This window comes from Bradyrhizobium sp. MI1.11, assembly GCF_055811255.1.
The window spans coordinates 1-20455 of the sequence record NZ_JBVVPM010000016.1 but is presented as its reverse complement, the minus strand read 5'-3'; the positions used below and the strand labels follow the sequence as shown (position 1 = coordinate 20455).

Annotated in this window: 18 protein-coding genes; 11 read left to right on the top strand and 7 right to left on the bottom strand. The window is 59.2% G+C overall.

Features of this window, described 5'->3' with window-relative positions; genetic code table 11:
* Positions 1-94 precede the first annotated feature (94 nt).
* Together AC0L30_RS17700 and AC0L30_RS17695 are read left to right on the top strand one after the other, a co-directional pair.
* On the top strand, positions 95-619 hold the full coding sequence (locus AC0L30_RS17700; RefSeq protein ID WP_009859382.1) for a PAS domain-containing protein: 525 nt from the start codon (positions 95-97) through the stop codon (positions 617-619).
* Between the two features lie 179 nt (positions 620-798).
* A complete protein-coding gene (locus tag AC0L30_RS17695) occupies positions 799-1401 on the top strand; it encodes a molybdopterin-dependent oxidoreductase (RefSeq protein WP_009859381.1) in 603 nt (200 codons plus the stop codon).
* 38 nt (positions 1402-1439) lie between these two features.
* Here AC0L30_RS17695 and AC0L30_RS17690 read toward each other — a convergent pair whose 3' ends face one another.
* The 3 genes from AC0L30_RS17690 to AC0L30_RS17680 all read right to left on the bottom strand — a co-directional run bounded on the left by AC0L30_RS17690 (position 1440) and on the right by AC0L30_RS17680 (position 4477).
* Entirely contained in the window at positions 1440-1829 is a 390-nt protein-coding gene (locus AC0L30_RS17690; RefSeq protein ID WP_009859380.1) for a response regulator transcription factor, read from the bottom strand.
* 355 nt (positions 1830-2184) lie between these two features.
* The gene (locus tag AC0L30_RS17685) at positions 2185-2841 is read right to left on the bottom strand and encodes a response regulator transcription factor (protein WP_009859379.1); all 657 of its coding nucleotides are present in this window, start codon (positions 2839-2841) and stop codon (positions 2185-2187) included.
* A gap of 448 nt (positions 2842-3289) precedes the next feature.
* Positions 3290-4477 carry an AraC family transcriptional regulator gene (locus tag AC0L30_RS17680; RefSeq protein ID WP_009859378.1) on the bottom strand — a complete coding sequence of 396 codons (1188 nt, stop codon included), beginning with the start codon at positions 4475-4477 and terminating at the stop codon, positions 3290-3292.
* Positions 4478-5322: 845 nt separating this feature from the next.
* Between AC0L30_RS17680 and AC0L30_RS17675 the strand changes: the two genes are divergently transcribed.
* The gene (locus AC0L30_RS17675) at positions 5323-5997 is read left to right on the top strand and encodes a redoxin domain-containing protein (RefSeq protein WP_009859377.1); all 675 of its coding nucleotides are present in this window, start codon (positions 5323-5325) and stop codon (positions 5995-5997) included.
* A 116-nt stretch (positions 5998-6113) separates the two neighbouring features.
* On the opposite strand, the gene AC0L30_RS17670 is transcribed toward AC0L30_RS17675, so the two are convergent.
* Entirely contained in the window at positions 6114-7154 is a 1041-nt protein-coding gene (locus AC0L30_RS17670) for a LysR family transcriptional regulator (RefSeq protein ID WP_009859376.1), read from the bottom strand.
* A gap of 486 nt (positions 7155-7640) precedes the next feature.
* Here AC0L30_RS17670 and AC0L30_RS17665 point away from each other — a divergent pair, with 486 nt between their 5' ends.
* From AC0L30_RS17665 to AC0L30_RS17630, 8 genes are all read left to right on the top strand, one after another.
* Positions 7641-8597, top strand: coding sequence for a helix-turn-helix domain-containing protein (locus AC0L30_RS17665; protein WP_009859375.1), 957 nt, complete (start codon positions 7641-7643; stop codon positions 8595-8597).
* A 1357-nt stretch (positions 8598-9954) separates the two neighbouring features.
* Entirely contained in the window at positions 9955-10728 is a 774-nt protein-coding gene (locus AC0L30_RS17660) for a heme ABC transporter permease (RefSeq protein WP_009859373.1), read from the top strand.
* A gap of 10 nt (positions 10729-10738) precedes the next feature.
* Positions 10739-10891 carry a heme exporter protein CcmD gene (ccmD, locus tag AC0L30_RS17655; RefSeq protein ID WP_083869754.1) on the top strand — a complete coding sequence of 51 codons (153 nt, stop codon included), beginning with the start codon at positions 10739-10741 and terminating at the stop codon, positions 10889-10891.
* The gene (locus AC0L30_RS17650; RefSeq protein WP_009859371.1) at positions 10888-11511 is read left to right on the top strand and encodes a DsbE family thiol:disulfide interchange protein; all 624 of its coding nucleotides are present in this window, start codon (positions 10888-10890) and stop codon (positions 11509-11511) included. Before ccmD ends, AC0L30_RS17650 begins: the two co-directional genes overlap by 4 nt.
* Before the next feature lie 151 nt (positions 11512-11662).
* A complete protein-coding gene (gene ccmI / locus AC0L30_RS17645) occupies positions 11663-12772 on the top strand; it encodes a c-type cytochrome biogenesis protein CcmI (protein ID WP_009859370.1) in 1110 nt (369 codons plus the stop codon).
* Positions 12773-12775: 3 nt separating this feature from the next.
* On the top strand, positions 12776-13273 hold the full coding sequence (ccmE, locus tag AC0L30_RS17640) for a cytochrome c maturation protein CcmE (RefSeq protein WP_009859369.1): 498 nt from the start codon (positions 12776-12778) through the stop codon (positions 13271-13273).
* On the top strand, positions 13270-15270 hold the full coding sequence (locus tag AC0L30_RS17635) for a heme lyase CcmF/NrfE family subunit (protein ID WP_009859368.1): 2001 nt from the start codon (positions 13270-13272) through the stop codon (positions 15268-15270). The genes ccmE and AC0L30_RS17635 overlap by 4 nt, the downstream gene beginning before the upstream one ends.
* On the top strand, positions 15267-15743 hold the full coding sequence (locus AC0L30_RS17630) for a cytochrome c-type biogenesis protein (protein WP_009859367.1): 477 nt from the start codon (positions 15267-15269) through the stop codon (positions 15741-15743). Before AC0L30_RS17635 ends, AC0L30_RS17630 begins: the two co-directional genes overlap by 4 nt.
* A gap of 97 nt (positions 15744-15840) precedes the next feature.
* Here AC0L30_RS17630 and ccmB read toward each other — a convergent pair whose 3' ends face one another.
* The 3 genes from ccmB to hemA form a co-directional block, all read right to left on the bottom strand.
* Complete coding sequence (gene ccmB / locus AC0L30_RS17625) at positions 15841-16503, bottom strand: heme exporter protein CcmB (protein ID WP_009859366.1); 663 nt, start codon at positions 16501-16503, stop codon at positions 15841-15843.
* A gap of 130 nt (positions 16504-16633) precedes the next feature.
* Complete coding sequence (ccmA, locus tag AC0L30_RS17620) at positions 16634-17260, bottom strand: heme ABC exporter ATP-binding protein CcmA (RefSeq protein WP_009859365.1); 627 nt, start codon at positions 17258-17260, stop codon at positions 16634-16636.
* A gap of 482 nt (positions 17261-17742) precedes the next feature.
* A complete protein-coding gene (hemA, locus tag AC0L30_RS17615; RefSeq protein ID WP_009859364.1) occupies positions 17743-19101 on the bottom strand; it encodes a 5-aminolevulinate synthase in 1359 nt (452 codons plus the stop codon).
* Between the last annotated feature and the right edge of the window lie 1354 nt (positions 19102-20455).

The window sequence follows — 20455 nt, the reverse complement described above, 5'->3', positions numbered from 1 at the left end:
TGTGCAAGTTAGCATGTTGGGGTTGAGTCAACGGCCGCGAAATGGAAACTCCGTTAAATGCACTGGAGCTTTTTTTCGCAGAAGGAGGTTGAACATGGCAACAAGCAAGATGATTTTGGATGGCGACTTCGACAAAATCGACTTCCGAGGAGAACTGGTCGACGGACATCTCGTCGCAAAAGGGATTCTTGCGGACCAAGCGGCAATGGATTCTATCCCAGTCGGGATGTACGTTCTCGAAAAGGATGCCACCGTCGTCAAGTGCAACAAAGCTGCAATCGCGGGTTGGGGACGCTCGCCTTCTCTGGGAACCTCAGAAAAGTATTGCGGGTCACACCTTCTTCGTTACCCCTCGGGAGAAGTGATGCCGCACGAACTTGCACCCCCCTCCGTGGTGATCAACAACGGCGGCACCGTTCGGAACGCCGATGTCATCTGCGAACAGCCCAACGGTAATCGTCTTCTGGCCCTCGTTAATGTCTTTCCGATTCGCGACGACGAGGACGAGGTGATCGGAGCCGTCAACATTTTCCGTCACAACACCAGCAAGACTGTTCCTGGCTTACTCTCCGAGCCTGCAAGTATTTCTAACTCCAAGATCGGTGACGGGGAGGAGTGAGCCTCCTCCTTCGCCACTTTGGGCTGGACTAGAGCCTTGGTAGTTCGGTTCTCGGAATGTAGGGTACCAAGAACCTATGTTCCGTGATGCCCGACGCAACCCGGGTGACCGCTCTTCATGCCCCGGAGATCACCGCGTGCGCCAACTAGGCCGCGCCATACTTTGCGGAGGAGCTATTCGTGCAACCGAACGAGCGACGCGAACGGGAGCGTGAGATGCGTGACGCTGGGCGGCTGCCCCCAGGGCAGTCGCTGACCCTCAAGTGGCCGGTGCTGCATGTGGGCTCGGTGCCGGTCTTTGCTCCCACGACGTGGGATTTTCGCGTGTTCGGCCTGGTAGAGGAGCAGCTGCGGCTTTCCTGGGAAGCGCTCTGCAAACTGCCGCAAAGTGAAGTGTTTGCTGACTTGCACTCCGTCTCGCGCTGGAGCCGGTTCAACAACCATTGGGGAGGGATTCTCGCCGCAGAATTGATGAAGCGAGTAACGTTGCGGCCAGAGGCGCGGCACGTGATGATCCATGGCGAGAACAACTACACGGCGAACCTGCCAATCTCGGACTTTCTGCTCCCGACGACGGTTTTCGCCTTGCGGCATGACGGCGAACCCCTTACGGCCGAACATGGCTACCCGCTCCGGCTCGTGGTTCCAAACCTCTATGGTTATAAGAGCGTGAAATGGGTGCGCGGGATCCAGTTCTTGGATCGCGAATCGCCGGGCTTGTGGGAATTTAACGGATTTCACATTTACGGGGACCCGTTCAAAGAGCAACGATTTTCGAGCTGAAGGGTACGTTTCCTGCGCGGCAGCCGATCGATTGCTGATTAGGGATTTTCATCTGATTTCGCGCGCTGTAGAGCCGATTCGACGCATCCGAATAGAACCTTTTCGTCGATGGGTTTGGTCAGGTAGCCAACGACGCCTTGATCCAGAGCCCGAGTTCGCGCGCTGTCGTCGGGGTAAGCGGTGATCAGAATCGTTGGTATATTATAGCCGGATCCTACCAAGCGGCTATGCAACTCAGTCCCGGTCATGCGCGGCATGTGGACATCAACGATCAAACAGGAGCTATCGCGCACGTTTGGAGACGCCAGAAACTCCACTGCGGACGAGTAGGTCTCAGTCGTAAATCCCATCGCTTGCAGGAGACCCGCTAAGGCTGAGCGAGATTGTTCATCATCATCGATGATCGAAATTTGACTCTCGCTAGACATATCCCCGCCTTCATCACTGGGGAGGTGGCCCGCCGCATCTCGCGTTCCGTGTCCATCTCAGGAAGCGCACTGCGCGGACACCATTGGACCCTAACGACAAGGGTCTGAATTGGCGATTGTACGGCGGACGGGCGGTGCTACACTTTGGAACAACCGATGCTATACTTAGGAATAATCGATGCAGACCATGTGAATAGTTCAGCCCAGTTTGGGCCGCGTCCGAACGCGTGCGCTGATGTCGGGCCGTCGCGCTTGACGCGGCAGCAGGGCCTGGCGGCAAGCGATTAAGCCGTCAGTTGATTTGCCCAAATAATAACCCTCTTAGCTGATGGACCCACGTGCAAGCAGGAAGCGATTAAGACCGGGGCGACTTTATACCGAGCGTCTCCGCCATTTTGACAAGCTCGGCCAGCGATTGCGCACCCATCTTCTGCATAACATGACCGCGGTGCGCCTTTACAGTAATCTCAGCTATCTCCAGCTTAAAAGCGATCTGCTTGTTCTTTAAGCCAGTCGTCACGAGAGCCAGCACCTCTCGCTCGCGCGCGCTTAATCGCTCAAGACGCGAGTTCAATTCCGTGAGCCACTGCTGGGTCTTCCGCCGCGTCCGATCGCGCTCGAGCGCGATCGTGACTGCATCCAGCATGTCTTGATCGCGGAATGGCTTGGTTAGAAAATCCACAGCGCCTGCCTTCATGGCCCTGACCGACATCGGAATGTCGCCGTGGCCGGTCATGAAGATAATGGGAATGGAAGCGTTCACTTTCGACAGCTCGGCTTGGACGTCGAGACCGCCTAGGCCCGGCAATCTGACGTCAAGTACGAGGCAGCTCACCGCGTCGGGCAACAATTCGCCTTGCAGCAGCTCCGCTGCCGAGCCAAACATCTTGACCTTGAAGCCAACCGAGTTGAACAGGTCCCCGAGTGAGGCGCGGAAGTCGTTGTCGTCGTCAACCACGACGATAGTTGGCTCCTCAGCTACCGCACGCTTTTGAATTGAATGCTGCGCCACGGGATACTCCGCCAAAACCGACGATTCCGTGTAAAACTATCATCTTCACGAAGACCATTCAACAAATGACACTCCGCGAGTTCCAGCGTGGAACGCGATCGTTTGCGCGTGAAGATGATCTGACCTTTCATCGGTCGGACCAAAATAGGGGTGATGACTACAATCGACCTAGTCTCGCGCCCAGCCTATCAGCAGCTACAGATTTGCGAAACGTCCCTAGGATCGCTCTGGGCGGGTCCTTTTCCCGGCGCCGCTTGCTTTCGGTCGCTTTGTCCAAGTCCCGCGATAGGCTTTCTGCCTCTCTTCGCCACCAGCGGCAGATGCATGCCTTCTTAAGGTCCGTAACCTGCTTTCTTGACGGGCATCCAACGCCCGATCGTCCTCATCGCAATGTGACACCGAGACGCTACCTTCGAATGGCAAAGTTGAGCGCGACGGCGCAATTCATTCATACGGTTATCGGAGGAGCCACGCTTCGGCGGTACTCCGCGGGAGCAATTCCCGTCGCCTTCCGAAACGCTGTGGCGAACGCGTTACGACTGCTGAAGCCGACCGCCCGACCGATTTCCGTCATAGAGCCTGCGCGGTTTGCCAGCAGTAATTTGGCCTGCTCAACGCGACGTTTGGTCTGGTACCGATGAGGCGGCATTCCGAGAGATTGCTTGAACACCCGGCAGAAATGATACGGGCTAAGACGAACGAGCTGCGCCAACGTGCCAATCGGTATCCGCTCATTGAGATGCTCCTGGATGTAGGCTGTGACGAGCCGTTGCTGCCACTGTGCAAGACCACCTTGGAGTTGACGTTGAATGCTGGGCATCCCGCAAGTGAAACGCACGACTTCATGCATGAGCAAACTACCGAGACTCTCGAAGTAGACCGGGTCTCCTGCAGAGCTATCGACGAACGTCTTCAGCTTGAGCGCGGTGTTCCATAGCGTTTCGTCTTCGAACAGTAGGCGTGGGGAGTCCGGCAGGCCGGTGATGCCACGTTTAGAAAGAGCCCTCAGCCTCTCAGGGTCGAAGTAGAAGTACATGAGCCGCATCTGCGATCCGCGCGGCTCGTGGCAATCGTAAAACTCGCGGCCAGCAGGAACGAATGTCAGCTTCCGCTCGAGGTTCCGGAGGGCTGATGGCGGCAGACCTTCCACAAATGTTTCTCCATCGCGGCGCTCCCCCTTCTCGTACATGACGAGCATATGCATTGGAGCCCGATACTGATGTTGGATTTTGCCTCGATTTGTGGATCGCACAGATTCGGCCGTCATGCCGTGCCCCGTTATGGTGAGGCGTGCCACAGCCTCGCGAGGAGAAATTTCGACAACGGGATGGATCAAGTCCGCCGGCACCTGATCATCCAATTGGCGAGTTGGATCGAAAATGAGTGGCTCATGGTCGCAAACAATGATCGGAGATTGAGCTATCGGCAGCAACATTCGTGATCTTGAAAGTTGTTGCCGATCTTCAGGGCCGTGGCGCCAATCGCGTGGCTTTCCAAGCTCCTTGCAAAAAGGGACTTGCTGGAGCTCGGGTCGCGGCGTGGAGGGCGAAAGTGGTCGGCGGCGTTCCAACATCGCTTCACCCGTCTGCTGGAATTTGACTCGTGGCATCAACTGGTCATCATTGGCTGGACGCATGGAATTCGAACTCCGATTCAGGACTGCATTCATCCATACCGTTGCGCGATCGCGGTGCCTGCTTTGGGAGTAGGGCGTCGCGCCGGGCCGAGCGGCAGATCCTCCCCGAAAGCTGCTACAAGGGATGCGAGGTGAGCCTGCCCTGCGACACGGAAGTCGCCAATTGCACTCGCGTTTGCATGTCTGACAGAAAGGGCAAAACGGGATTAGACTTTTGGCGGAGCAGGGCTGCGACTTTTGGATATCCCGGCTCCGACCTATTTGGCGCGCGGCGTCACTTCACCGACTCTGATTTTTGAAGCGGCGGGCAAGCAAACCTCAATTTGGTTACGTCTGTCTCCCTCAACGCCGTGCGGGCTAGAAGGCGCCTCTGTCGGTCGGGGCATACGTTATCAGCAACAGATGTTCGACTGAGGAGGTTGGCTTGCTCACCGATTGTCGTGGCTCGCGGCTGCATCTTGCAGAAGCACTCCTGACAAAATGCCGAATAGGGCACGCGCTAATGGGACCCAATGCGTCGTGCAGCGATCAGGTATCGGTTCGAAGGACACTCTTGGTGTACCAGCTCGTCCAGCTCGATGCTTGGCTATTGTCTCTCCTCGATCGTGTCGCTCGGTATGCAGGAGCCCTGGCGCGGTGAAAGGGTCGTGACCTCCTCAACGGAAGCTGCTGCCTACTTGTTCGTCTGCCCGCGCGCATCGCGATACTGGGGGCGGCGACTATTCCTAACGATTATTCGTGGACGGTTACCATTCCAAAGTTGAATTTTCGCTTTCCAAAACGCTCGGTCACCATGGAAGAAACATCCGCTGCCAAGTACCGTGGGCGCACCGGGGAGGACCAGAATGGGCGATGAAGTTTCAAAGGGGCGCCCGGCTAGTACGCAGGTCGAACCCTCTGCGGAGACCTTGAGCGGTTTACGCATGCTGGACATCCGGACCGACCGCCTGCTTTCGTCATGGTTGCAAGAGGCCGGTATTCCTGACGGCGCCCTGAAGGCGAACGAACTTGCCCCCGATTTTCTTCTGCCCGAGGCAAATGGAAAGCTCGTTTCATCTTTGGAATTGCGACAAACTGCACCGTTAATTGTCATCTTCGTTTACGGGACTTGGTCCCCAATGTGCGCAGCTGGTCTACGCGCTCTTCACGGGGCCATCCCTAGTATCCGCGCTGCTGGCGCCAGAGTAATTGCGATAACGCCCGAGACAGGGGACTTGCTGCGCAATTTCAAACGCGACCACCGACTGGATCTGGAACTCCTCTCCGACCTAGATCTTGGGGTGAGCCTTTCGTTCGGCCTGTTGTCCGTGGTGCCGGGGGACGTAAAGAGCCATCTCTTGCGGCTCGGACTCGATCTCTGCGCTCCCCATGGCTTCTCCTTTTGGATGTTGCCGATGCCGGCCATCTATGTCCTCGACCAACGAGGGATCATCCGTCGAGCGTTTGTCGGCCCGGACTCCATCACGGGAGCGCAGACCGAAACCTTACTTGCTGCCCTGTCCGAAATAGGATGGGCCTAAGCCTCGTCCTTCGAGGCCGACCGGAATGAGACAAGTCAATTCAAGAGGCTGCGCATGGGCCACTGCAACTGCGTCATAGCCCGGCTTGTCCTGGCCATCCACGACTTCGCGTCACTTCAGCAACGACGGTTGGATGCCCGTGCCAAGCTCGGGCATGAGGAGGCGGGGCCGGGGCCCGTGATTTGGATCAAGGAACCTGCACCTTGTGCATCAGCGGTGCAAACATTGTCCTTGTTCGAGTCAGGGGCAGATGCGCGGCGGAGTTTGTCCAACGCACTCGTCCAGTCGCGAACACGAGCAACCTTGATGAAGGCGTCAAGCGCCGGCGAATACTGCCTCCCCGCCACGGCCAAAAGCTGCACCTCGCGCCGGACGGGGTCGCCCTCAATTCCGACAGTGGCGAGCGACGGTAGTCTGGGAGCGTGCTCTGGCGCCAAGATGGCCCCCAAACCGGCGAATGCCATTTGCTGAAGATGCCTTTCCTGATCGCTCCTGTGCACAACCTTGGGGCCTGGGTGGCCGGCAAAACAAGCCCGCTTAAATCGGTCTGCGACGTCGCATCCGACCCTTTCGAGAAAGACCAACTCATGCAAGTCTTCGAGCAGGATGACGGTTTGCCTGGCCATCGGATGTTTCCGAGACAAGATGAGCACGCAGCGTTCCTCGAACAGGCGCCAGCGGTCGATACGCTCAGGCAGCTCCATGGCGTCACCGACAAGTGCGGCATTGATCTCGCCATCCAAAAGCATCGCAACCAGCCCGTTGGCATCGGCCTCGCGCAGATCGACTCGAAGATCGGGGATGATCCTGGCGAGCTCCACGAGCAATTCCGTAATGAGTGCGGCGGAGACTGACGGCACCAGTCCGATCTTAAGCGGGGCTATTGTCTTCTTTTGATAGCCTCGTGCCTGAAGCCGTACGGCCTCGGCGGCGGAAAATATTTTCTCCAGCGTGGGCAAAATCATCTTGCCCAGATCGGTGAGCTGGGTGAGATGACGTTCACGGTGAATCAGCGCGCCACCGAGTTCTTGCTCCAGCTTTTGTATCGCCTTTGTCAGCGCCGGCTGCGTCACATTGCATTGCTCCGCAGCTCGCGTAAAATTTAGCGTCTTTGCTAGGGCTAAGAAATATCGCACCTGATAAAGTTGCAGCTGCATAGTCATACTCGAAACATTTGCCGCGGTACGGGCCGTTCGGTTCGTTGCCATAGTAGGCAGGGGTGATGATCAAGCGGTTGCTCGCGGAGCTTCCGAGGAAACAGGTATTGTGCGCCGGCTCGGAATTGCCGGCCGCGTCTTGCTGAAAGCGTTCGCATCGATGCTGTTTCCTATTGAGGTCGCGGTTGCTAGAACATCGTACGCGAGACCAGTTTAATGTCAGGTTTGCATTGGGATCGCCTCGCCTACCTTTCCATTAAGTGCTTTTTGTATTTGGGGATCTCCTAAGGCGTCAGTTCTGGACAGTGAAATGAGGGCCGCGGGAAGCGCGGCACGCTCACGCTCGTCGAAGAGGTTCCCAACTTCGCTTAGGCAGTTGGTCATGGCGAGCAGATGCGCATCATCCTAGCCATAATGCAGTTCCACGATTTGCAATTGTCCTGTCCTAAGACTAGGACATCAGCTCAATCCGAGAGTCCGAAACACATGTCCGATCGTCCAAATCTTACATTGCTTCGATCCCATCTCGATGTGCTGATGGCAACTTTGGATGTCGACGTCATTGGGCTCATCGAGTGTTTGGTTAGCCCAGGCTGGCGCCTGTCATTCGGAAGCGCGGAGGCGCCGGCTATCCACTACAATCTTTCCGGGACCGGACGAATGGTCGTGGGTGGCTTCTCCGCATTTCCTCTAGTACCTCACACCCTTGTCATCACACCGGCCAAGAAGCCGTTTCACATCGAGGTCGATGACCGCACAGCGGCCAAGAGAGTGAATGTGGTCGAAGCGCAATGGGATCCGCGCTTCGGCGAGCGAATCCAGCGATTCGTCGCCGGGGACCTGGACCCGATGGTCATGCTGATCTGCGGGTACTTTCGCGCTACCTACGGCTCGTCGATCGACCTCTTTGCAGGCCTTTCCACGCCGATTGTCGAGCGCTTCGAACCAGCCGATGAAGTGGGGTCAAAGTTGCAGGCCGCGTTGGCAGAAATCAGCGGCCGGCGGGTTGGAATGCAGGCGATGACAACCGCCATTCTCAAGCAGGTGCTCGTCACGCTCGTCCGTCGCAGTCTCAATTCGACCAGCGTTTGGCTCGAACGCTTCTCTATTTTGAGTGACCGTCAAATCGCTCTTGCGTTCGCCGATATGCTAGCGCGGCCGGCGGCCGATCACTCTGTCATGGCCTTGGCGCAAAAGGCCGGCTTGAGCCGATCCGCATTCATGGCGCGCTTTGTGCGCACGATAGGATGTTCGCCAATGGTAGCGCTCCGGCAAATACGGATGAAGCGTGCAGCCGATATGCTCGCCGCGAGGACATTTTCAGTTGAGCAGATCGCGCGGGCGGTCGGTTACAGGAGCTACAGTAGCTTTCTCCGTGCCTTTCGCCAAGTGCATGGATACGTTCCGGAAGAATCTGAGGGTGATGGACAGAACTCCGATTGAACATACGGCGAGGTGGTGAGGGCAGCCAAACGCCGCCGTGATAAGATCGCGTCTGAATTAAGCTTATGATAAATGGCTATCGGATAGATAGTCGCAGGGCATTTCCCATTATCCGGCGGCGACGGCACCTCAGCAGCTCGCCTTGCGAGTTACTACCCGGGCGACTGAAACGCGTCGCCGAGCTGTCGTGGTCACAACAACGTTAGCCGCGGCTCATCGTGGTTGGGCGACGATCCTTTGTCACGAATTCGATCATGGCCTCGAAAGCGGATCGCCGATTAGCAACTGATGGCACCTGCATTGCGAAACCGAAATGACTGATTGAAGTCAAGTGTGGACGGTCCCGTGTCCCGGATTTTCTTCGCTGCTTGAGACGCGGTCGCCCTCTAACTCCTGCCGTACCGGCCTTGATCGTAGGCCTGCAGGATGCGGACAAACTCGGCCATGCTGGATCGATCCCGATCGGTCACAACCGCAACTTGAGCATTGGACGCGGGCCGGCTCCCTTGCCGGAACCGGATTAAGAGATCGGCGATGCTTATCATTGGGGGGCTCTCCGCAACCATGGAAGTAAACAGTAATTACTGGCAACATACGGCTCGATGATGGGAAAGACCGGTCGAGCATTACGTGGCCGACCTTGTCCTGCAACTGCCTGCTCGCGGGCCGGTTCCGTTGCTGCTCGCTCCGTATCATCTGGTAGCACCGAGCGCTTAGTTGTTGCCATTGCGCGAGGGTATGAAGTGACCCTGCCGAGGTATAGGTCGACCAGACCTCGGTTCAATTCCAAATGAGTGCACACAAAAAAAGGGCCGCCTGCGTTGCCACAAGCGGCCTAAGTCTAGGGAGGAAACGCCCAAGGTGGGCAGCGATAGCTGGGAGGGCCACCGCACGCGTTATAGATACGACGATCGCGATTGTTGCTCAATTGACCCTACGTACGGGTCGGGCATCCAAACGGAGTAAGGGACCTATACGAAGAAGGCGCCCTTTGAAGCGGACCGCTTACACGAGACGAGCGCCGTCACTTTTAGCTCATTACGCCGAGCATCGAGCGCGGCATTAACCGCTATCTCGACGTCGCACGCGATCGAATAGCGCGCGGCTCCCACCTACTATCGGTCTCTCGAATTGCTGTGCCGTCTGCACGGGACGATTTCGGCACTCCAAGTATACAAATCGGAGCCGCTCAGCTCTGGGCGCCTAGCGGGCATCAAAACAATAACTGGAGGTAATTTGTGAAATCGTCTCCGGTGTGATGCGATGCTCATCGGCTTGTAGACGCCCGAGTGGCACGAACTTTCGTCGGGAGCGCGAGCAATCCCGGCCTGCAGGTTGAGTTCGAGGAGATCGGAATTTGAGTCTGAACTTCACTGCGTACAGCAATCCTGGTAATTTCGTGCGTATCGCCGCAAGGCTGCTGCCTTGGCTTTGGGGTTGGACGGCGTTCGCCTTCGCAGTTGGTCTGCTTGGAACATTCGCCGCGCCACCCGACTACCAGCAAGGCGAGACGGTGCGCATCATGTACATCCACGTTCCCGCAGCGTGGACAGCGATGCTTGCCTACACGTTCATGGCGGTGTTTGCGCTCGGATCCTTAGTTTGGCGTCATCCACTTTCCGATGCAGCACAAAAGGCGGCTGCGCCGCTTGGCGCGGCTTTCACCTTTATCTGCCTCGTCACAGGCTCCCTCTGGGGTAAACCGATGTGGGGCGCATATTGGGTTTGGGACGCCCGGCTCACCTCCGTGTTGGTTCTGTTTCTGATCTATCTCGGTCTAATCGCGCTCTGGCAGACGATCGAGGACCCGAACCGGGCGGCACGAGCAGTTTCGATCATGACCTTGGTTGGGTTCATCAACATCCCAATCGTGAAGTTTTCGGTTGATTGGTGGAACACTCTCCACCAACCGGCATCGGTATTTCGCATGGAGGGCTCGGCGATTGCCGGCACGATGTTATGGCCGCTGATTGTGATGGCGCTCGCATACTCGCTTTTGTTCGTGACTCTCCACGTAATGGCAGTCCGTAACGAAATCATGCGACGCCGTATCCGGCGGCTTGCGATCACGATGGCGGCTGCGGGTGAACCTGCCATGGCTTGCATACTGCCTGTCGAAATGGCGTCCTGAGCAGATTGTGATGCAGCATAGCGGATTCATCACAATGACTTTTCTGGTGACGGGCACCGTGCTTGCCGGGATGATCGCGGCGGTCCTCATCGACTATCGCGTTCAGCGCCGTACCCTGCGTCGTCTGCGACTTGGTCACTCGGATCCGCGCGGCCGCGTATGAGCAACATCACACCTTCGATTCACCTCCCTGCGAGCACCACGGCCCGTCAACGCGCGCTGGCCCGCCTGTGGGTGATTATCCCGCTTCTAGTCTTCTTCGGAATCGCGGTATTATTCCTGGTGCGGCTCGGCGCCGGAGACCCGTCGCTCGTGCCCTCCGCTGTGATCGGCAAGCCGGCACCGCAGTTTGCACTGGAGCCGCTCGAGGGGCTTCGCACGCCTGGTCCACCCGGCTTGTCGAGCGCCGATCTGCGGAAGGGGCACGTGACAATTGTGAACGTGTTCGCATCATGGTGTATCGAGTGCCGGGAAGAACAAGGGGCTCTGATGGCGTTGGCGAGCGACCGGATGCTGCAGCGGCAGGGGGTGACGCTTACCGGCATCGTCTACAAAGACGATCCCAGAAACGCGCTAGCCTATCTCGCCGCGAACGGGAACCCCTTCGCACAAGTCGGCACTGACCTGTCCGGCCGAACGGGCATCGATTTCGGCGTCTATGGCGTCCCCGAGACCTATGTGGTCAAGGGGGATGGCACAATCGCCTACAAGCTGGTTGGAGGCATCTCGGACGCAAGTCGACCTGCTTTGATGGCGGCAATTGCCGGGGCAGAGCGTCCATGACGACTGCCTTGCAAGTCCATTTACATCATTCGGGAGTGGCCGATCGGACCATGGGAGCGGCACACATAGAAGCAGTCCGATTTTCAAGCGCGCCGGATGCCCGAAAACGTGGTACGTTACGGATTGGCGAAAACGGACGGAGGCCTTGAACGTGCTCTGGGCCGTCTTCGCAATGATGACCTTTGCAATCGTGCTGGCGCTGGCCCGGTCGCTCTCCGAGCGGCGTGAGAGCTTTGGCGATCACGATTCCGACGTGGCCTTCTATCGCGGCCTTCTGGCCGAGGCGGATGATGACGTCCGCTGCGGACTCGTAGGGCCCGAGGATGCCATGGCCACGCGTGCCGAGATCGGGCGCCGGCTGCTTGCGTCACTCGACTCCGCGTCGGAGAGCCGGCCGCATGCGTGGCCGCGCTGGCAGCCGAGACGCACTGCCGCGGCCTTGGCGATCGCCCTAGTGCTGCCACTCGTGGCTCTCGCGTCGTATCTCAAGGTCGGCGCTCCCAACCAGCCTGATATGCCGATCGCATCGAGGCGCACGGGTGAGGACTTCACTCTCGCTGCCGCGATTTCCGAAGTCGAGACGCGTCTGAAGGGCCACCCCAATGATGGCCGCGGATTCCAGGTTGTCGCGCCAATTTACCTGCGCATGGGAAGGTTTCAGGATGCGGCGCATGCGTATAGGGCGGCGCTACGGCTGCTCGGCGAAAATGCGGAGGAGCGTGCGTCTCTTGGGCAGGCCCTGACGATGGCTGCCGACGGCGTTGTGACTGCAGAAGCACGCGGTGCCATTGACCAAGCGCTCGTGGATGATCCCAAACAGCCTCTGGCCCGATTCTTCCATGCGCTCGCAGTAGAGCAAGATGGCGACACAGATCGGGCGAGACAACTTTGGGAGGCGCTGGAGGCCGATACGCCAGCCGGCGCCCCGTGGATGGATGCCGTCCGCCAACACCTGGATAAGTCTTCTAGGCCAACTCAATCAAAAGCAGAAGCCGGCCGAAGCCGGGCTGAAGTCGCGGCGCTTCCACCGGAGCAGCGGAGAGACGCGATCCGCGGGATGGTGGGAGGACTGGCCGAGAAGCTTTCGAAGGATGGCCATGACCTTCAGGGATGGCTGCAACTGATTAGGTCCTACGTCGTATTGGGTGAACGCCAGAAGGCCGAGGCGGCCGTCGCAAGTGCGCGCGCCCAGTTAGCAGAAGATGCGCAAGCGCCAGAGCGCATCGATGAACTCGTCAGTCAGCTTGGTTTGAAGAGGTAGACTTTGACCAGAAAGGGCAGGCGCATCGCTATCATCAGCGCAGCAGGCTTCACCTTGGCCATCGCGGTTGGGCTCGTCCTGTTTGCGTTGCGTGACAGTATCGTCTTCTTCTACGGGCCGACCGAGATGGCCGAAAAGGCGCCGCCGCGAGGAACCCGTCTGCGCATCGGCGGCCTGGTGAAACGTGGCTCACTTACCTATGGTGGATCGTCGACTGTCGTCTTCGCGGTGACCGACCTGAAGTACGACATCCAGGTCAGCTACACCGGATTGCTGCCGGATCTCTTCCGTGAAGGACAAGGCGTCGTAGCCGAGGGCACGGTGGAGGGACCGGGCGTCTTTCATGCCGATACCGTGTTCGCCAAACACGACGAGCGATACATGCCCAAGGACGTAGCCGACAAACTCAAGCAATCAGGCATTTGGCGGAACGAAAATCCGCGTGGGCGCAATAGCGCGGCCTTCCACGAAACACCACAACGGGACGGACCGAAAGGATGATCGTCGAAACCGGACATTACGCGCTCGCTCTGGCTCTCGCCGTCGCGCTGCTTCAGTCAGTTCTGCCGCTCTGGGGGACCCGCAGTGGCGATTCTGGGCTGACTTCCATTGCGGTCCCGGCTGCAATCACCCAGTTCCTGCTGTTGGGCTATGCCTTCGCGGCCCTGACTTACGCTCATGTGGTGTCCGACTTCAGTCTCGTGACAGTCGCCGAGAACTCGCTCACGACCAAACCACTCGTGTACAAACTCGCCGGCGTCTGGGGCAACCACGAAGGATCCATGCTGCTTTGGGTTCTGATTCTCGCGGCCTTCGGAGCGGCAGTTGCGATTCTCGGGCGCGGCATGGCAAAGGAATTGCGCGCCAATACACTAACGGTCCAAGGCTGGATCTCTTTTGCCTTCCTCTGCTTCATCCTGTTCACCTCCGATCCCTTCGTGCGACGGTTTCCGGCGCCCTTTGAAGGCCAGGATCTCAACCCGCTGCTTCAAGATGCGGGCCTTGCAATACACCCACCGCTCCTTTACCTCGGCTATGTCGGCTCCTCGATCGTGTTCTCGTTCGCGGTGGCGGCGCTGATCAGCGGACGGTTGGACGCCGCTTGGGCCCGCTACGTTCGGCCTTGGATACTGATTGCCTGGATCTTTCTAACGCTTGGCATAGCCATGGGCTCGTACTGGGCCTATTACACCCTCGGCTGGGGCGGGTTCTGGTTCTGGGATCCGGTCGAAAACGCGTCACTCATGCCCTGGCTTGCGGGTACCGCGCTCCTGCATTCGGCCGCCGTTATGGAGAAACGCGAAGCCCTCAAGATCTGGACACTGTTCCTGGCGATACTTACATTCTCGCTATCGCTGCTCGGCACCTTCCTGGTGCGTTCAGGGGTGCTGACCTCCGTTCATTCGTTTGCCAGCGACCCGACGCGCGGCGTCTTCATCCTGATCATCCTGACTATGTTCATCGGCGGTTCCCTCGCGCTTTATGCTTGGCGTGCGCCTTCCCTGAGCCAACGTGGTCTGTTCGCGCCCGTGTCACGCGAGAGCGCGCTCGCAGTCAACAACCTGCTGCTCACCGCCTGCTGCGCTACGGTCCTGACCGGCACGCTCTATCCGCTCGCGCTTGAGGCTCTGACCGGGGACAAGATTTCGGTCGGTGCACCGTTTTTCAATTTGACCCTCGGTCCGCTACTAGCGTTGATCGTTCTGCTAATGCCGATCGGTCAGTCGCTCGCCTGGAAGCGTGGCGACCTGCTCGGCGCGGCGCAACGGGCGACGGTTGCAGCCTTGGGGGGCCTCGTGGTCGCACTTGTGCTCGTTGCCGTCATCCGAGGCGGCCCTGTCCTCGCCACGGTTGGCCTCGGCCTCGCCGTCTATCTCATAGTCGGTTCGTTCGCCGATGTGATGTCGCGTATCTGGGCACGTGGGCAGCCCATTCGAGTGATGCTGGCCCGCGCGGTCGGGCTGCCGCGCTCCGCCTGGGGTGCTGCTATCGCTCACGCTGGCCTTGGCGTGACACTTATGGGCTTGGCGGCGACCGGTTGGGGCGTGGAGCGGATCGCGACCGTCAAGCTAGGTCAGGGGATCGATCTCGGGCCTTATCAAGCGACTATCGAAAATCTACAATCGCGACAGGGCCCGAACTACTCCGAAGTCCTGGCCTACACGGTCATAAGCCGGGGCGGCGCGGCCGTGGCCACCGTCGAGCCCGCCAAGCGCAGTTTTCCCGTACGACAGACTACCGTCAGCGAGGCAGGCATCGTGACGCTGGGTTTTGGCCAAATCTACATTTCGATTGGGGACCAGCACGCGGATGGTTCGATCGATGCGCGCATGTTCTGGAAGCCGCTCGTGACGGCCATCTGGATAGGCGGTGTCATCATGGCGTTTGGAGGGATCGTGTCGTTGTCTGATAGACGCCTCAGAATCGGCTTTGCGCGCCGCGCGGTTCGCGTCCGCGCCCCAGCTAACCCCGCAGCAGCGCCGCAGGCCGCGGAATGACTTCGCTTCGTCGCATTCTTCTGCTTTCGATCGTATTCGCAGGCCTCGCGCCTGGCTTGGCCAGGGCGGTGCAGCCAGACGAGGTCCTGCCCAACCCCTACCTTGAGGCGCGCGCGCGCGATATTTCCGCCGGACTGCGCTGCCTGGTCTGCCAAAACCAGTCGATCGACGATTCGAAAGCAGAGTTCGCGCGGGACCTCCGACTGCTGGTGCGCGAACGCCTTAACCTCGGCGAGAGCGACGAGCAGGTCCGCGACTTTCTGGTGAAGCGTTATGGGAACTTTATCCTGCTGAGACCACCGCTCGACTTGGAAACCACCTTCCTCTGGGGAATGCCGGCTTTGGTGCTCGCAGCGGGCGGGATCGCTCTCCTGTTCAGATTGCGACGCCTGCAACCTACGCCGGCGGCGCCCTTGAGCCAAGCCGAGCGGGATCGGCTCGCGGCCTTGTTAGACGCGGATACTCCGCTATAGGCATTGCCCGATGATCAAGTCGTCTTAGCTTGGGAAGCGTGCGGAGTCGCTCCGCGACGGGGAGCTCCCAAGCAAACCCTTCCGCTGCATGCGCTTGTCATTCTCCCGCCCCGCGAAGTGCCGCGGCTGCGGCGATTGGGGCGAGGGCGATGGATGCAAGTCCCAGAGCGCAGAGAACCAGGAAGGGTGTCAGAACGGGCGCTGTGCCACTCTGCGCGGCGGAGACACCGAAGATCAGCACTGGTACGGCTAGCGGTACAACGAGGATCGAAAGCAGAAGACCACCCCGCCGCAGCGTGACGGTAAGCGCTGCACCGATCGCTCCCAGGAAGGTGAAAGTTGGCGTACCCACCAACAAGGTCGCTGCTACCGCCCAGAGCGCCGAGCCGTCCAAGTCCAACATCAGGCCAAACAAAGGCGAGAGCAGAACGAGCGGTAGCCCTGTAACAAACCAGTGGGCCACGCACTTCACCAGAACAATGAGTTCTAGCGGCGTCGGCGACAACAACATCTGCTCCAGCGAACCGTCCTCGTGATCCGCCTGGAACAGACGGTCAAGGCCCAATAGACTCGCGAGGAGCGCCGCTATCCACAGAATGGCTGGACCGATGCGCGATAGCAAGCGCAGGTCAGGTCCAATCGCGAAAGGTACCACAGTTACGAGACTGAGGAAGAAGACCAGGCCAAGAACTCCGCCTCCGCCGATGCGACGCGCCAGCGTGACGTCGCGAAGAAAGACGACGAGGAGAATACGGATCATGGCCCCGATCCGGCGTCGCCATTGCGTCGAGACCATTCCGGGGAACTCGGAAAAGCGGCGTGACCTCTTCTCCCCCGACCTTGAGACAGACGGCTATAAGGATGCCGGCCGCCCCTCAGCGGGAAGACACTCACCTCGCTCCGAGCCTGACTTGGATTGTCCCCGGCAGACCGAGTGGTTCGTGGGTCGCGGCGAGCATCAATCCTCCGCTTCCGAGATGGTCGGCGACAATAGTCTTGAGCAAGGCTCGTGCGTGCCGGTCTAGCGCGGTTAGCGGCTCGTCGAGCAGCCATAGAGGGCGATCGGCAACCAGGAGCCGGGCCAATGCGACACGGCGACGCTGCCCCGCGGAGAGATAGCCAACGGGCAGATCGAGAACGTGGGCTAACTCCAGACGCTCCAGCGCGTCTAACGGGGTTAGCCGACCTTGGCCCAAAATTCCCAGGCCGATCTCGAGGTTTTCGCGAGCGGTCAACGCTGATTTCAGCCCGTCGAGATGACCCACGTAGTGGAGGCGCTCTGCCAAGGGCGCTGAATCCATGGCTTCGGACTCCACCAGTGACATGCGACCAGATCCCAATGGCAAGAAACCGGCGATAGCGCGCAAAAGAGTGGATTTGCCCACGCCATTGGGACCCGTCACCTCGGCGAGTTGGCTCGAGCCAAGTTGCAAATACACTCCGCCTAACACCACGCGCTCGCCGCGCGCGACGGACAGATCCTCGATCAAGAGATGACACCGCTGCGTGATATCCATTTTTATTTCCGGTTGCCCGTTGTCTCGCTCGGATCGCTTTCGAACGCCGGGTTGGAGGGCTTATCGAAATGAACGATTCTGGATCAGCATGTTCGAACGAAGGGCGGCGCCGTTGGGGAGAACCGCCCAACAGGATGACGAAGGTCAATTCTTCGGGGCTGCCCATTAGAAGAATGCGAGCCCTATTGTGATCGTAAGCAGCAAGATCTGCCACGCGATGACCCACGCAACGTAGCAGCGTGATAGAAGGAGTGGATTGGGTCGCATCACATCTTTTAACCGAAAGCGTGTCGAAAAGGGGCGGGTCTCTCCTCAAACGGCTTTCTTTGGCTGGTCCGTCGCCCCAACTTGGCGGCCTCGGCCGCAACCTGGGAGGCGCGAGGCCTTCCCAGCGCGGTCCGCGCCCGCCGGGTAGCCGATGCCCCTCCGATGCACAATGTTGGGGGAGGCGGTTGCGAAGGGGGCGCTCCCAAGCACGGGTCTCAGGCAAGAGAGAGGGTCTCCCAAGTCTCAGCGAGCGCAGCTGCGAGTTCCGCTATGTGGCTATCGCCGTGATATGGCGAGGGCGTGATGCGGAGACGCTCGGTCCCACGGGGAACGGTCGGATAGTTGATCGGCTGGATGTAAATGGCGTGGCGCTCTAGAAGACGATCGGCTGCCGCCTTACACAATTCCGCATCGCCGACAATCACAGGCACGATGTGGGTGTCGGTCGGGAAGACTGGAAGCCCGGCGGATTTGAGCGCCCGCTTCGTTGCAGCGGCTTGCCGTTGGTGTGCTTCGCGCTCGGCAGACGAGTGCTTCAGGTAACGAACGGACGCACGGGCTGCGGCGGCAATTGGTGGAGGGAGTGCCGTCGTGAAGATGAATCCGGGCGCGAAGCTGCGCACCGCGTCGCAAATCGATCGCGACGCCGCGATATAGCCGCCAACGCAGCCGAATCCCTTGGCGAGGGTACCCTCGATCACGGTCACGCGGTGCATCACGCCATCACGCTCGCTGATCCCGGCACCGTGACCGCCATAGAGGCCAACCGCGTGAACCTCATCGAGGTAGGTCATCGCGCCATACCGGTCCGCGAGGTCGCAGATGGCGCCGATCGGCGCCACATCGCCATCCATCGAGTATACGGACTCGAACACGACAAGCTTGGGGCGGTCTCCTGCCTCGCGCAGCAACGACTCAAGGTGACCGAGATCGTTGTGCCGGAAAATCCGCTTTTCGCAATTTGATTGGCGGACGCCTTCGATAATCGAATTGTGGTTATCTGCATCAGATAAGACCACGCAGCCTGGGATCAGCTTACCGATCGTCGAGATGCTGGCCTGATTCGATACGTACCCGGAGGTAAAGACGAGGCTCGCCTCCTTGCCATGCAGATCAGCGAGCTCGCCCTCCAAATCAACCAAGGGGGAATTATTGCCGGCGATGTTGCGCGTTCCACCCGCTCCTGCGCCGCAGCGGTGTGCCGCTGCGGTCAGTGCACTCACGACTTCCGGGTGCTGTCCCATACCGAGATAGTCATTCGAGCACCAAACCGTGATTTCCCTAACAGTTCCGTCAGACCGGCGCCATTTCGCGGCTGGGAAGCGGCCGGAGATCCGTTCGATGTCGGCGAAGACGCGATAACGTTGCTCCCCGTGCAGGCGCTCAAGACAGCCGTGGAAATGACGCTCGTAAGCTTCGGCCGCACAATTGTGATCGTCCGCAGCGAACGTCCCGTTGGGCGGCGTCAATGCTCGTTCCCCCGGCACTACGTCCACACACAAACGTCTGCTACTGACGTTTCCGTGTGGCCGATGCCTTGCTTGCCAACTCGCTGGTACGTCCAGATCGTCCATCTCAATCTCTCCTGACCGTCCCTCGACCGTCGTAGCTCATCACGCATTCGCGCTCGTATTAGTTATAGTTTGCATGAGGTCCGGTTATGGTCGGGTGCCGCCTGAGCCAGCTTACAACTGGCCCGCCTGCGTCCATTTCGGAAAACCGCACGCCCGTTCTGGTGCAACTATCAGCGAGGCGGCTTTGCGGTCCTCTCCGTGACAGCGGCTGAATTGCAGAGCGTAGAGACGTGCCTTGCGCGAGGTCAGAATGCATACCTGTTCTACGATGCGGCCCTTTCCATGACGACGGTATGGTCCGCCCTTTGTACAGTGGCAAGCCGATGAGCAACCAGGATCGTGGTGCGTCAGTCGTTGTGCGATCAGCGCCTACTCCAACTCGCTCGTTCCCGAGTCGAGCGTGGAAGCCGCCGTTCACGATCGCGCGGGCGATAGCGAGGGCGCTGGCGTTGACCGATTGAGAGAGTCACTCCGCGCCTGCCGACCGACGTGTCGTATCCTTCTGGCGGCGGCGCGTGGTGAAACAATCAGCTGCCGCTTTGGTCACGCCCTGCGCACCTGGTCGATCAGGCCTCCCGCCGACAAAGCGGATCTTCTCGGCGATGCTGCCGGAGAAGATCCGAGATCCTTATGCACGAGGGCGAACTACCGCCTGAGGTGCTGGGATCCAGCGTCGCGCGGTCAGTTGCGGCGAAGCGGGTCGCATCAACATTCGTTTCCAGCGAAGCGCTTCTGTGCCTTCGTCCTTCGAGGCCTTGCACGATGCGCTCGGCGCGCAGATGCAAACGCCACTAGGGTCAAGAGGTTGTCCTGAGCACCGGAATAGCATCAGTCCAGCGAGATCGGACTACACGGGCCGGATCAGCAAGCTGGGCAATGGTTCGTTGCGCATGGCACTCTACGATGTTGCCCATATCATGCTACCAAGCCGCTCAGGGGCTGTTCACAACTGAAGAGCTGGGCCGGTGCGGATCGCCAACATGAGCAAGGCCAAGGTGGGGCTCGCCGGCCGACTAGCGGTGAGCATGCAAGGCATGCTTGCAAAAGCAGGCTCTTGAGCTGGACAGGAAGCGCGAAACAGTTCGGGCAGGCTACGCTACCAGGCCTACTCGAAACGAAGTGCTTTAGCTGGACGATGGAGCACAACGCCGCACGCTTCGCGGTGAGTAACATCGCGCGGATTAGATTGCCAAAGCGCAATCTCTCCAATCAATCGATTGTCACGCCGGTGACTCCGAATCATTTCGGCATGCGTTGCGCGGGCGAAACGCTCGTTAGTATTCCTCCGGGGTGGGCCGCCTTGTTGAGTTGCAGGTATCCGACGAGGATCTAGCTTTAAGGCTAGCCTTAAGGT